Genomic DNA, 12825 nt, shown 5'->3' with positions numbered 1-12825 from the left:
GTCTGCCGTGCTGCTCGTCGTCCTCGTCGTCCTGGCGGTCCTCGCCCTCCTGGTGGGCGTGCACTGGTACGTCTGGCGGCGCCTGGTCCGTGACACCACGCCGGGCCCCGGCCGGCCACGGCGTCTCGGAACCGCGGCCGTCGTCCTGCTGCCGCTGCTCTCCGTCGGGGCACTCGTCGCAGGGCGCGCGGGGGCCCCGTTCCGGCTCCAGCAGGTCCTGGCCTGGCCCGGCTACCTCTGGCTCGCCACGTTGCTCTACCTGACGCTGGCCCTGCTGGTGGGTGAGGCGGTCCGACCGATCCTGCTGCGCGTGACGGCTCGCAGGGCTGCCGCACGGTCGTCGTCCGCGCGGGAGCCAGAGCCGCTGGCCGACGCTCCGGCCGCTGCCGCACCACGTCCGGCTGAACCGTCGTCCGGTGGCGGCACGCCCCAGCCCGGCACCTTCGCCGGGGGCGGTGCGTCCACGGCACCCCCGACCGCCGACACCGGGGCGGCGACGACGATGCAGCAGGGGGGCCCTGCCGACGGCACCGCCCCGGTGAGCACGGCCGCCGTGGCGGCTCGGCCCGCGGGGACCACTGCCGGAGACGGCACCGGCACGAGCGTGGACGCCCCCCCGGACGGTGCCGTCGCAGCAGGAGTCGCACCGGCCGGGAAGACCGTGTCGCGACGGGTGTTCGTCTCGCGCATCGTCGGCGGCGCGGCGGCCGCCGCCGCGGTGGGGACCGTCGGCTACGGCACGTACGGAGTCCTGCGCGGGCCCCGTGTGAAGAGGGTCACGGTGCCGCTGGCGAAGCTCGCCCGCAGCGCCCACGGGTTCCGCATCGCCGTCGTCAGCGACATCCACCTCGGCCCGATCCTGGGGCGCGCACACAGCCAGCGGATCGTGGACACGATCAACAGCACCCAGCCGGACCTCGTCGCCGTCGTCGGTGACCTGGTGGACGGCAGCGTCGCCGACCTCGGGCCGGCGGCCGAGCCGCTCGCCCAGCTGACGGCCCGGCACGGTGCGTACTTCGTCACCGGGAACCACGAGTACTTCTCGGGTGCCGACGCGTGGGTCGACCACGTACGGGAGCTCGGCCTCACTCCGCTCCGCAACGACCGCGTCGCGCTCGACGGGTTCGACCTCGCCGGGGTCGACGACGTCGCGGGCGTCTACGAGGGGCAGGGGCCGGACTTCGGCAAGGCCCTCGGCGATCGTGACCGCAGCCGCGCCGCCGTGCTCCTCGCCCACCAGCCGGTCGTCATCGACGATGCGGTGCGCCACGGCGTGGACCTCCAGCTCTCCGGGCACACCCACGGAGGTCAGCTCTGGCCCGGGAACTACCTCGCGGACCTGGCGAACCCGACCGTGGCCGGGCTCGAACGCTACGGCGATACGCAGCTCTACGTCTCGCGCGGGGCGGGCGCCTGGGGGCCACCGGTGCGCGTCGGCGCCCCCTCCGACATCACCGTCGTCGAGTTGGCCTCCCGGCGAACCTGATTGTTCACCCGCGAGGCCGGTGATTTCCCTACCGGTCGTATGCCCTCTGTGATTGGCTGATCGCCATCACGAACAGGGGTGGGCGTGAAGGGGGATACGGGCGATGCTTTCTGTCCGGTTACGCATCGTTGTGACGTGTGTGGTGCTGCTCGTGGCGGCGGCCGGCGCCTGGCGGCTGCTTCCCTCGGGCGGTGCGGAAAAGGTCATCACGGTCGGCACGACCGACGCCGTCACCTCCCTCGACCCGGCAGGCGCCTACGACGCCGGCTCGTGGGCGCTGTACAGCAACGTCTTCCAGTCCCTGCTGACCTTCCGGCCGGGCGCTGCGACCCCGGTCCCGGACGCAGCCGAACGCTGTGCCTTCACGGGGCTCAACCTCCAGACCTACAGCTGTGAGTTACGCGACGACCTCACCTTCTCCAACGGCCACCGGATCTCGGCCGAGGACGTCAAGTACTCCTTCGAGCGGATGCTGCGGATCACGACCGACGTCGGTCCGAAATCGTTGTTCACCACGCTCGCGTCCGTCACGGCCGAGGGGCGCACGGTGACCTTCCACCTCCGCAACCGCGATGCCACGTTCCCGCAGAAGGTCGCCACGGGGGCCGGATCGATCGTCGACCGCTCTGCCTACCCGGCGAACGGGCTGCGCACGGGCGGCACCGTCGACGGCTCGGGACCGTACGTCCTCAAGGAGTACGTCCCGGGCGTCAGCGCCACCCTGGAGCCCAACCCCACCTACAAGGGCGCCATCACCAAGCGGGGCGGGCCCGTCGTCGTCCGCTATTTCAAGGAGTCGGCCCAACTCGCGGCGGCTTGGAAGCGCAAGGACGTCGACGTCACGCACCGCCAGATGCCACCGTCAGTGATCACCGGGATCGTCAACGGGACGTCGGCGGTCCGTGTTGACGCAGCCGACAGCTCCGAGGTGCGCGACCTCGTCTTCAACGTGCGCGAGGACTCGCCGTTCGCGAAGGTTGCCGTGCGGAAGGCGGTCGCCGCGGCGGTGGACCGGTCGGCCCTCGCCACCTCCGTCTACCGGGCGACCGTCGAGCCGCTCTACTCGCTGATCCCACAGGGCATCACCGGACACAGCACCTCGTTCTTCAACGCCTATCCGAAGCCCGACCCCGGCCGTGCGCGGAGACTGCTGGAGGAGACGGGGGTCGCCGCGCCGGTGCGTTTCACCCTCGCCCACCGGGACGACAGCGCCGCGGCGGCTGAGGCGGCGGAGCTGCGCCGGCAGCTGCAGGGCACCGGAGCCTTCGAGGTGACGGTGGTATCCGTGCCGTGGCAGGCCTTGCAGAAGGGCTACGCGGCGGGGAAGTACGACGCGTTCACCATCGGCTGGGTGCCGGACTTTCCCGACCCCGACAACTTCGTCCAGCCGTTGGTCGGTCATGACTCCACCCTGCACTCGGGGTATCGGAGCGCCCGTGTCGAACGGCTCATCCAGTCCACGCAGCAGTACAGCGAACGCGGACGTGCCGCGAAGGACTTCAGGTCGATCCAGGACGTGGTGGCGGATGACGTCCCGCTCGTGCCCCTGTGGCAGAAGAAGGACTACGTGTTGAGCAGCGAGGACGTCGCCGGCGCACAGTACCTGTCGGACGGCACGGGCATCTGGCGGCTGTGGGAGCTGGGGTGGCTGTGACCCGCCGGATGCGAAGGGCGGCGGGGGACGGCGGGACCGAGGATCGGCGAGGAACGGCGAGGGGGGTGTCGGCACGGAGGAGCGGCAGGCCGGCGGGGCGGGCCTCGGGCGGGTTCGGAGCCCGACGTCTTCCCGGTCCGGGCGGAGAAGGCTCCGGGGTTCGGGTGTGCTCGAGCTTCGGTGGCCGGCGGCCCGGCGATCGAGCTCGGTCTCCCGGACACCCCACCTGGACTCAGCCCTCCAGGGACGGACCCTCGCGGTGCGTCGTGCGCTTCGGCTTGACCGACGCGGCCATACCCGCGGCCGTGGGCATGAAGTCCCTGAGCAACTCGTGCGTCTCCGCGACGAGTGGGCGCAGGATCCGGAAGCGGGAGAGCGAGATCGCCCGGGCCGTGACCGGTGCGAGCCGTTCGACGAGACGGCGGCTGTTGGCACAGCCATCGGACCTGTCGTACACCCAGAACAGCACGAGCCCCATCTGCTGGAGCCAGAGGAGTTGGGGAAGTGTCTCGGCCAGCTCGGGGTCGACCTTCACGGCGGCTCCCGACAGCACCCGGCGGTGGACGCTGATCGCCGCCTCGCGCGGCCCCTCCGACTCGGGGGAGAAGGGACTGAGCGGACTCTCCGGGTCGGCCGCGTTCTTGAAGAACTGGGCCGCGAACTCGTGGTACGGCTCGGCGACGTCCAGCCAACCGAGGAGGACCCCACGGATGCGTGCCGTGAGGTCCTCCTCGCTGCCGTCGAGGATGTTCGCCACCGCTGTCTGGTGCTGCTCGGCGATCCGGTCGTAGAACCCCTGGATCAGGTGTTCCTTGGAGGAGAAGTAGTAGTAGGCGTTGCCGACCGAGACACCCGCCTCCTGGGCGATCGCCCGCATGGTCGTCTTGTCGTAACCGCGCTCCTGGAAGAGCCGGAGCGCGGTTTCGAGGATGAGGGTGCGGGTCTGCTCGCTCTTGGCGGGCTTGGCTGGCCTGCCCTGCTTCTCGTCGTTCACGCTGACCGAGCCTAGTCGGGCGGTGCCGGGGGGTCGCACTGCCCGTCGCAAGGGACAACCGTCAACTCCCGGTACTTCGCGGCGGCGAGTACCGTGGCGCGGGCGAAGGGCCGGCCGGCCGGTGTGCTCAGCCAGTGGGCCTTGGGTCGGTGTTCGGCCAGGGCCCACAGGCAGACGATCCAAGCGGCGGTGGACCGGTACACCTGGCCCTGGTCCCCGATCACCGTGATTTCCCGCAGGGTGCTCTCGTGGTCGAGTGCGGGGAAGCGGCTCCTGGCTTCGGCCGAGGCGGCTGGGACCAGGTCCAATGGGACGAGCTGCGGCTGTCGCAGCAGCCAGTGGCGCAGGTGGACGCAGAGCGTGCACTGCGCGTCGTACAGCACGGTCAGCCGTGTCACCGGAACGCCCACGGTGCTCACGCGCCCGTCGCGGGTGCCACCCAGACGGTGAGGGCCACGCTGATCAGCAGGTAGGCGACGTACGCGATGACAGTGAGGTCCATGCCCCACCCTCCTTTGAACGCGTTCAAAAGCTGGTGTCTGAACTTTAGACTCCCTTCTGAACGCGTTCAAGTCGAGATGGTCGAGGACTGCTCGGTGGTCGCAGGCTCGTAGCGGAGAACGAAGGCTGATCCCCGGGGGGTCGCCGCGTCGCACTGCCCCGGGCCGGCGATCCGTCGTCTTTGGGCGCCCCGTTGTCGTGACCGCCCTGCTGACGGACTTCCTGGACGGCCTATCCGACCGGTGATCGGCGTGACGGCCGCCATGGCGGGGGCCAAGAAACGTCGCTGACGGCAGGGCCGGTCACGCCCAGGCTGGTCCGTGCGTGCTCCAGGTACTGCCTGCGCGCGCCTCTGAATTCCGCATACGCCTGGTCCCAGTCCTGGTCGCCGCTGGTGGGGAGGCCCTGTGCGAGGTACTCGAGGTGCCACAGGCAATGATTGAGCCTTTTCGAGGCGGTGTTGGTCGCGGTGTCGCCCAACAGCCCCAATCGGTCCGAGAGTGCTGAGCGGCGGGACTCCCCCGCCCGTATCTGGTCCAGCACCTCGGGTGTCAGCTCCAGTGGTGATGATCCCGTCGTCAGCCCGCGGCCCACGGCGATGCGTTGGTAGCAGGCTGCGAGCTCCTTCACCGTGTGGGCGTACTCCCCGTAGGCGTTCAGTCGTGCCTCGTCCCAGCGCACCGCCTGCCGGCGCCGCCATCGTGTCCGTTCGTTGAGGCTCGTGACGAGGAACGATGTCAGGGCGCCGATCACGAAGCCGACGAGGGGAAGTATCTGATCGGTCAGGCTCATGGTGCCCCCGTGGGCCGAACGGTCAACGACGAGCTGTCACCTTCCCGCAACGCGGTGACCTGAAGCTCCGGCCTCTCCTTGCCAACCTCGCAGCAGATCAGATGAGTTGGCCGGACTCAGTCAGGAGTGCATCGGGAAGCTGCCGGATGCCCTCGGCACGGGTGACCGCGCCGGGCGGTCACCTCCCGGTCCGCCGCACCCGGTCGGCCCCCGTCACCGACATCACCAGGGAGTACAGCGACGTCGTCGCCGTGATGAACAGGCGGTTGTTCTTGGGCCCGCCGAAGGTCAGGTTGGAAACCGGCTCGGGGACGAGTAGCCGGCCTATCAGCGTGCCGTCGGGGTCGTAGCAGTGCACCCCGTCGTGGAACGCGGCCGCCCACAGTCGACCCTGGTCGTCGAAGCGGATGTTGTCGAAACCGCTCGTCGACTCTGCGAAGACCTTGCCGTCGGTCAGGGTGCCGTCGTCGCGTACGCCGAAAACGCGGATCTGCCGGGCGACGCTGTCCGACACGTACAACTGCTGCTCGTCCATGGAGAAGACGACCCCGTTCGGGCCGGAGAAGCCGTCCGCCGCCAGGTGGACCGTGCCGGTGGCGGGGTCGATCCGGTAGACGTTGCGCGCGCCGATCTCGCTCTCCGCACGATGCCCTTCGTAGTCGCTGGTGATGCCGAAGTCCGGGTCGGAGAACCAGATCGACCCGTCGGAACGCACCACCGCGTCGTTCGGTGAGTTGAACCGCTTGCCCTCGAAGCGGTCCGCCAGGACCGTGATGGATCCGTCGTGCTCGGTGCGGGTGACGCGACGGTTGCCCTGCTCGCAGCTGATCAGTCGGCCCTCTCGGTCCAGCGTGTTGCCGTTGCTGTGTCCCGCGGGGGAGCGGAAGACGCCGACGGTGCCGGTCGGCTCGTCCCACCGCAGCATGCGGTCGTTCGGGATGTCGCTCCAGACCACCTGACGCCAGGCCGGTAGGTAGAGCGGACCTTCGGCCCATCGGCAGTCCCCGTACAGCTGCTCCAGTTTGACGTCCCCGTTGGCACACCGTCCGGTACGGAAGCGGTCGTCCAGAATCTCGTACGGATGGTCCATTGTTGCGTCGGACATCTTCCACCTCTGTCCATCATTTGCCGAATGTCATTCTGGCCAACTCCAGTATGGCAGAACCGGGTATGGTTGCCTCATGGCGCCTGTGGATAACCTCGACAACACCGACCGTGCCCTGCTCACGCTCCTGCAGCAGGACGCAGGAAAGGCCTATGCCGTCCTGGGGAAGGCCATCGGCCTGTCCGCCGGTGCCGCGCACGAGCGGGTCCGCAAACTGCGGGAGCGTGGGGTCATCCGCCGTACGCGGGTCGACGTCGACCCCGCGGCCCTCGGTCTCGGCGTGCTGGCCTTCGTCATGGTCGAGTCCTCGGCGTGGATGGGGGACTCGGCGGACGCGTTCGCCGCGATACCGGAGATCGAAGAGGCTCACGTCATCGCGGGCAGCGCATCGATCCTGGTGAAGGTGCGGACGGCCACCACCGAGCAGCTCCAGGACGTCCTGCGCCGGTTGTACGCGATCGACGGGGTGTGCGGCACTCAGGCCACCGTCGCGCTGGAGACGTTCTTCGAGCGGCCTCCGGCGCCGTAGTCGTCCTCCTCGTCCCGCTGTGCGTGCAGACGCCGCACGCCGGGTGCCGCCGCCGTGGCCAGGCACGCACCCCCGACCGCCAACGCGGCGACGGTGAGCGGGACGTGCGCACCCCATGCGGACGCTGCGACCGGTGCGAGCGCATAGCCCAGCGGCACCGCCGCCAGTGACAGCAGCCAGTCGTACGAGGTGACGCGGGCGAGCGCGTGCGCCGGGAACGCCCGTTGGACGGCGGTGCTCCACACGGGGGAGAGGAAGCCCAGGCCCGCCTGGGCGACGCCGTACGCGGCGATGGTCAATGGCATGGGAGCGGACGCTGCCATCAGGAGCAGAGGCAGGGCGTACGTCGCGAGCCCCAGGTTCGCCGCCAGGACAGGTCGTCGCGGCCTGGCGTGCCCCGCGAGCAGGGAGCCGACCAGCAGGCCGACCGCGCCTGTCTGCAGCATCGCCACCCAGGCGCCCTCGCCGCCCGGCCCCCGCACGGCGATCGCCGGGCCGAGTGTCATCAGGACGGCCGCGGCTCCGTTCCACGCGGCGTGGGCGATCAGGCTCGTCCAGTACCAGTCGCGGCTGCGGACCTCACTCCATCCTTCGCGGAGGTCGGTGAACAGCGACCTCCGCGGCACACGGACGTTGCGCACCCGTACCGCGGCGAGCAGCGCGGCGCTCACGGCGAAGCTCGCCCCGTCGAGGACGAACGCCCAGCCGGGCCCGGAGGTGAGGACGAGCAGTCCCGCGAGGGCGGGTCCGCCCAGCCGGGCAGCGCTCAGGGCGACACCCATCGCGGCGTTGGCGCGCTGGAGTTGGTCGTCCGTCACCGTTCCCGTGATCAGCGGGGAAACGGTCGGCATCGCGAAGGCGGAGGCGGTGCCGCCGATCACCTCGGCACCGGCGACCACCCACAACCGGGGCTCGCTGCTGAGGAGTTGGGCGCCCACCAGGAGCTGCGTGGCGCACCGCACGAGGTCGGTCGCGAGGGCGATCCTGCGGGCGTCGAAGCGGTCCCCCGCCACGCCGCCGAGCGGCAGCAGGAGCAGCTTGGGGACCATCGCGCAGGCGAGCACCAGGGCGAGGGCGGAGGTGGAGCCGGTGGCTTGGAGGACGGCGAGTGCGAGGGCGGCGGGCACGACGGCGTCGCCGAGGAGGGAGAGGGTTCGTCCGGCGAAGAGCAACCGGAACGAACGTGAGCGCAGGGGGTGCGGATGCGACGGCATGCCCGTCAATGTATTTCGGTATCGAATAATTCGTCAACGAAATGTATGGGTGGGGTGATCGAACCCGAGGTGCGACCGAGCACCACGCCCAGGACAGAACACCCAGCGCCCCGGGCGTACGATCAACCGCATGGACGAGCCCGAGCCCCGCGACTGGACCGATGAGCACGTGGCGCGCTGGCAGCCGGTGCTCCCCGGCCTCGACCCGGACGTCGAAGGCGCGGTCACCCGGATGAAGAAGCTCTCCGTCCATCTCCGGAGGGTCCGTGAGAAGTCCCTCGTCGACTTCGACCTCGAACGCCACGAGTTCGACACCCTGCACAAGCTGGCAGGTCGCGGAGGTACCGCCGCACCCTCCGACCTCGCCGCCGACCTCGACCTGGCACCCGCGTCCGTCACCGGGCGCCTCGACGCCCTGGAGCGGCGCGGCTTCGTCCGCCGCACGCCGTCCACCACCGACCGGCGCCGTGTCGTCGTGGAACTCACTCCGGCGGGGCGGGCGACCTGGCTGGGGGCGATGGACGTCCTCGGCCACGAAGAGGTCCGGCTGCTCGGCGTCCTCGGCGAGGACGAACGGGCACTCCTCAACGACATGCTGCGTCGCGTCATGCTTGTCGCCGAGGAGCGTGACCGCGAGCCCCGGGACCCCGAGCACGGTGCCTAGCGCCGTGGCAGGGCGGGTTCGAAAGCTGGGCTGGGAGGAATTGAGCGCCCCAGCGGGCGCGGAGAACGGGCGATGAGGGGCGATCAGCCGGCGGTGCTGCCGGCTGACGCACCGTGACGGTCGCGCCGGAGGCCGCCCGTTCGGCTTCGACGCTGAGACGTACGAGGGAGCGCAGTACCGTCGAGCGGTGCGCCGCCCTACTCAAGCAGTGGTGCGGCCTCGCCATGCCGATGGACAAGCTCGCCTTCGCCCGTCAGGCCGCATCGCACCTCGCTGCCATCCCAGGAGGCAGGCTCTAGATGCTCAGCGAACGCGCGTAGTTGATCTGCCCCATCACCCAGTGGACGGTGTCCGGGCCGGTCGCCGGGATCATCGTGGTGTGGTGCCGGCCTCCGCTGGAGACGCTCACCTGGATGAAGCCGGTCGTCGTCTTCTCCTTCATCAGCAGGAAGAGCAGGCCGAGCAGGCAGAAGACCGCGAAGACGACCGCGAGCACGATGCCGACGGTAGGGATCTTGTCCTCGGTGCGGGACAAGTCCGTGAAGTTCCACACCGCGCCCTTGAGGGGGAGCGTGCCGGCCGGAGTGACGATCGAATCCTGCAGCACGGTGATGTCGCCGATGGACATGAGGGGCATGCCGTGGGCGCCCATGCCGGGCACCGCCTGGGGAATGCCGTAGCCGGGCGTGGTGTTGGGGTAGCCGTAGCCGAAGTCGGGAGTGCCCGGGGGCTGCGTGGGCCCCCACTGGTACTCGCCGCCGTCCTTGTAGGGGTTCGGCTCGCTCATCAGTCCCCGCTCTCGCATGCAGAAGGCCCGTTCCTGTACGGCGAGCGTACAGAAACGGGCCCGCGGCGGGGTGTCTGACCCGTCCGTCAGAAGCGGCGCGTGATCAGCGCCCGCTTGACTTCCTGGATCGCCTTCGTGACCTCGATGCCACGCGGGCAGGCGTCCGTACAGTTGAAGGTCGTGCGGCAACGCCACACGCCGTCCTTGTCGTTGAGGATCTCCAGGCGCTGCTCGCCCGCCTCGTCACGCGAGTCGAAGATGAAGCGGTGCGCGTTGACGATCGCGGCCGGCCCGAAGTACTGGCCGTCGTTCCAGAACACCGGGCAGGACGACGTGCACGCGGCGCACAGGATGCACTTGGTGGTGTCGTCGAACCGCTCGCGGTCCTCGGCCGACTGCAGGCGCTCCCGCGTCGGTTCGTTGCCCGTGGTCACCAGGAACGGCATGACGTCCCGGTACGCCTGGAAGAACGGCTCCATGTCCACGACCAGGTCCTTGAGGACGGTCAGGCCCTTGATGGCCTCGATCGTGATGGGCTTCTCCGGGTTGATGTCCTTGATCAGCGTCTTGCAGGCGAGCCTGTTCTTGCCGTTGATCCGCATCGCGTCGGAGCCGCAGATGCCGTGCGCGCAGGAGCGTCGGAAGGTCAGCGAACCGTCGACGTCCCACTTGATCTTGTGGAGACCGTCGAGCACGCGCTCCTTCGGGTCGATCTCGATCTGGAAGTCCTGCCACTCCGCCTCGGCCGAGACCTCGGGGTTGAAGCGGCGGATCCGGAAGGTGACCGTGATGTACGGGGAGGCGGTGGACTCCGCCTCCACCTTGTCCATGGTCGGGGTTGCCATCAGTACTTACGCTCCATCGGCTGGTAGCGGGTCTGGACGACGGGCTTGTAGTCGAGACGCACGGTCTCGGAGCCGTCGGCGCCGACCTCGCGGTACGCCATGGTGTGGCGCATGAAGTTGACGTCGTCGCGGTTCGGGAAGTCCTCGCGGTAGTGACCACCGCGGGACTCCTTGCGGGCCAGCGCGGAGACGGCCATGACCTCGGCCAGGTCGAGCAGGTTGCCCAGCTCGATGGCCTCCAGCAGGTCCGTGTTGAACCGCTTGCCCTTGTCCTGGATGGACACGTTCTTGTAGCGCTCGCGCAGTTCGGCGATCTTCTCGACCGCCGACTTGATGGTCTGCTCGGTGCGGAACACCATCACGTTGGCGTCCATGGTCTCCTGCAGCTCCTTGCGGATCTGCGCGACCCGCTCGTTGCCGGTGGAGGCGCGCAGCCGCTCGACCATGTCCTCCACGACCGAGGACGGGTCCTCGGGCAGGTCGACGTAGTCGGCCTTCGCGGAGTACTCGGCGGCGGAGATGCCGGCGCGGCGGCCGAAGACGTTGATGTCGAGCAGCGAGTTGGTGCCCAGGCGGTTGGCCCCGTGCACCGATACGCAGGCGACCTCGCCGGCGGCGTACAGACCCGGGACGACGGTGGTGTTGTCGGCCAGGACCTCGCCCTCGACGTTCGTCGGGATGCCGCCCATCGCGTAGTGCGCGGTCGGCTGGATCGGGATCGGGTCCGTGTAGGGCTCGATGCCGAGGTACGTGCGCGCGAACTCGGTGATGTCCGGGAGCTTCGCGTCCAGCTGCTCCGGGGGCAGGTGGGTGAGGTCCAGGTAGACGTGGTCGCCCTCCGGGCCGCAACCGCGGCCCTCGCGGATCTCCGTGTAGATGGAGCGCGAGACGACGTCGCGCGACGCGAGGTCCTTCATGACCGGCGCGTACTTCTCCATGAAGCGCTCGCCGTCCTTGTTGCGGAGGATGCCGCCCTCACCGCGGGCGCCCTCCGTCAGGAGGATGCCCATGCGCCAGATGCCCGTCGGGTGGAACTGGAAGAACTCCATGTCCTCCAGCGGCAGACCGCGCCGGTAGCAGGCGGCCTGGCCGTCGCCGGTCAGGGTGTGGGCGTTGGAGGTCACCTTGAAGAACTTGCCGGTGCCGCCGGAGGCGTAGATGACGGCCTTCGCCTGGAAGACGTGGATCTCGCCGGTGGCCAGCTCGTAGGCGACCACACCGGCCGACTTGCGGACGCCGTCGACCTCGGTGATCAGCTGATCGAGGACGTAGAACTCGTTGAAGAATTCCACGCCTTCCTTGACGCAGTTCTGGTACAGCGTCTGGAGGATCATGTGGCCGGTGCGGTCCGCGGCGTAGCAGGACCGGCGGACCGGCGCCTCGCCGTGGTTGCGGCTGTGACCGCCGAAGCGGCGCTGGTCGATGGTGCCGTTCGGGGTCCGGTTGAACGGCAGACCCATCTTCTCCAGGTCGAGGACGGCGTCGATGGCCTCCTTCGCGAGGATCTCGGCGGCGTCCTGGTCGACCAGGTAGTCACCGCCCTTGACCGTGTCGAAGGTGTGCCACTCCCAGTTGTCCTCCTCCACGTTCGCCAGCGCGGCGGCCATGCCGCCCTGCGCGGCGCCCGTGTGGGACCGGGTGGGGTAGAGCTTCGTCAGCACGGCGGTACGGCTGCGCTTCGTCGCCTCGATGGCGGCGCGCATGCCGGCGCCGCCGGCGCCGACGATGACGGTGTCGTACTTGTGAATCTTCATGGGTTAAACCTCAGCCCCGTGCCTAGCGGATGTTCGGGTCGAAGGTGAAGATCACCAGCGTGCCCAGAAGGATGGTGAACACCGTGGCCGTGTACAGCAGGCCCTTGAGCCACAGGCGCGTGTTCGGCCGCTCCGCGTAGTCGTTGATGACCGTACGCAGGCCGTTCGCGCCGTGCAGCATGGCCAGCCACAGCATCGCCAGGTCCCAGACCTGCCAGAACGGGTTGGCCCAGCGGCCCGCGACGAACGCGAAGCCGATCTTGGAGACTCCGCCGTCCAGGACGAGCTGGATCAGCAGGTGGCCGATGACCAGGACGACCAGCACGACGCCCGAGAGGCGCATGAAGAGCCACGCGGCCATCTCGAAGTTGCCGCGGGTGGACTTCGGGGTCGTCCCGGTGCGCTTGCGCGGGGCCTCGATGACCGGGGCGGGGTTGTCGGCGTCGTAGAGGGACACGCCCTCGACGGAGCCGATCGCGGAAGAGGTTTCAGCAGACATG

General features: G+C 69.4%; 13 protein-coding genes and 1 pseudogene. 5 read left to right on the top strand and 9 right to left on the bottom strand.

Annotated elements, in window-relative coordinates:
- The first annotated feature begins 7 nt into the window (after positions 1 to 7).
- Positions 8 to 1486: a metallophosphoesterase gene (locus ACFXOM_RS02280; RefSeq protein ID WP_384943795.1), complete on the top strand. Its 1479-nt coding sequence runs from the start codon at positions 8 to 10 to the stop codon at positions 1484 to 1486.
- A gap of 103 nt (positions 1487 to 1589) precedes the next feature.
- Positions 1590 to 3140 carry an ABC transporter substrate-binding protein gene (locus ACFXOM_RS02275; RefSeq protein WP_384939116.1) on the top strand — a complete coding sequence of 517 codons (1551 nt, stop codon included), beginning with the start codon at positions 1590 to 1592 and terminating at the stop codon, positions 3138 to 3140.
- Positions 3141 to 3372: 232 nt separating this feature from the next.
- Here ACFXOM_RS02275 and ACFXOM_RS02270 read toward each other — a convergent pair whose 3' ends face one another.
- The 4 genes from ACFXOM_RS02270 to ACFXOM_RS02255 form a co-directional block, all read right to left on the bottom strand.
- Positions 3373 to 4134: a TetR/AcrR family transcriptional regulator gene (locus tag ACFXOM_RS02270; protein WP_384939114.1), complete on the bottom strand. Its 762-nt coding sequence runs from the start codon at positions 4132 to 4134 to the stop codon at positions 3373 to 3375.
- A gap of 11 nt (positions 4135 to 4145) precedes the next feature.
- Complete coding sequence (locus ACFXOM_RS02265; protein ID WP_384939113.1) at positions 4146 to 4532, bottom strand: thiol-disulfide oxidoreductase DCC family protein; 387 nt, start codon at positions 4530 to 4532, stop codon at positions 4146 to 4148.
- 334 nt (positions 4533 to 4866) lie between these two features.
- Positions 4867 to 5427, bottom strand: a complete 561-nt coding sequence (locus ACFXOM_RS02260; protein WP_385036763.1) for a hypothetical protein — start codon at positions 5425 to 5427, stop codon at positions 4867 to 4869.
- Between the two features lie 178 nt (positions 5428 to 5605).
- Positions 5606 to 6532: an SMP-30/gluconolactonase/LRE family protein gene (locus ACFXOM_RS02255; protein ID WP_384939109.1), complete on the bottom strand. Its 927-nt coding sequence runs from the start codon at positions 6530 to 6532 to the stop codon at positions 5606 to 5608.
- Between the two features lie 76 nt (positions 6533 to 6608).
- On the opposite strand from ACFXOM_RS02255, the gene ACFXOM_RS02250 reads away from it, so the two are divergent.
- The gene (locus ACFXOM_RS02250; protein WP_384943790.1) at positions 6609 to 7061 is read left to right on the top strand and encodes an Lrp/AsnC family transcriptional regulator; all 453 of its coding nucleotides are present in this window, start codon (positions 6609 to 6611) and stop codon (positions 7059 to 7061) included.
- Here the strand turns inward: ACFXOM_RS02250 and ACFXOM_RS02245 are convergent.
- Positions 7010 to 8275 carry an MFS transporter gene (locus ACFXOM_RS02245; RefSeq protein ID WP_384939106.1) on the bottom strand — a complete coding sequence of 422 codons (1266 nt, stop codon included), beginning with the start codon at positions 8273 to 8275 and terminating at the stop codon, positions 7010 to 7012. The genes ACFXOM_RS02250 and ACFXOM_RS02245 overlap by 52 nt on opposite strands.
- A 130-nt stretch (positions 8276 to 8405) precedes the next feature.
- Between ACFXOM_RS02245 and ACFXOM_RS02240 the strand changes: the two genes are divergently transcribed.
- Both ACFXOM_RS02240 and ACFXOM_RS02235 read left to right on the top strand, forming a co-directional pair.
- The gene (locus ACFXOM_RS02240) at positions 8406 to 8939 is read left to right on the top strand and encodes a MarR family winged helix-turn-helix transcriptional regulator (RefSeq protein ID WP_384939104.1); all 534 of its coding nucleotides are present in this window, start codon (positions 8406 to 8408) and stop codon (positions 8937 to 8939) included.
- 112 nt (positions 8940 to 9051) lie between these two features.
- Positions 9052 to 9238 (top strand): annotated as a pseudogene (locus ACFXOM_RS02235) (IS5/IS1182 family transposase); the annotation flags it as partial.
- Here the strand turns inward: ACFXOM_RS02235 and ACFXOM_RS02230 are convergent.
- The 4 genes from ACFXOM_RS02230 to ACFXOM_RS02215 form a co-directional block, all read right to left on the bottom strand.
- On the bottom strand, positions 9235 to 9726 hold the full coding sequence (locus ACFXOM_RS02230) for a hypothetical protein (protein WP_384939102.1): 492 nt from the start codon (positions 9724 to 9726) through the stop codon (positions 9235 to 9237). The pseudogene ACFXOM_RS02235 and the gene ACFXOM_RS02230 overlap by 4 nt on opposite strands.
- 86 nt (positions 9727 to 9812) lie before the next feature.
- Positions 9813 to 10571 carry a succinate dehydrogenase iron-sulfur subunit gene (locus tag ACFXOM_RS02225; RefSeq protein WP_384939100.1) on the bottom strand — a complete coding sequence of 253 codons (759 nt, stop codon included), beginning with the start codon at positions 10569 to 10571 and terminating at the stop codon, positions 9813 to 9815.
- Positions 10571 to 12325, bottom strand: coding sequence for a succinate dehydrogenase flavoprotein subunit (gene sdhA / locus ACFXOM_RS02220; protein WP_384939098.1), 1755 nt, complete (start codon positions 12323 to 12325; stop codon positions 10571 to 10573). The genes ACFXOM_RS02225 and sdhA overlap by 1 nt, the downstream gene beginning before the upstream one ends.
- A gap of 22 nt (positions 12326 to 12347) precedes the next feature.
- Positions 12348 to 12824: a succinate dehydrogenase hydrophobic membrane anchor subunit gene (locus ACFXOM_RS02215; RefSeq protein ID WP_384939096.1), complete on the bottom strand. Its 477-nt coding sequence runs from the start codon at positions 12822 to 12824 to the stop codon at positions 12348 to 12350.
- Position 12825: the final 1 nt, after the last annotated feature.

This window comes from Streptomyces sp. NPDC059169 (assembly GCF_042755225.1).
Classification (GTDB): Bacteria; Actinomycetota; Actinomycetes; order Streptomycetales; family Streptomycetaceae; genus Streptomyces.
Note: the sequence above shows the minus strand (reverse complement) of the source record. Positions and strands in the feature narration are given on the sequence as shown.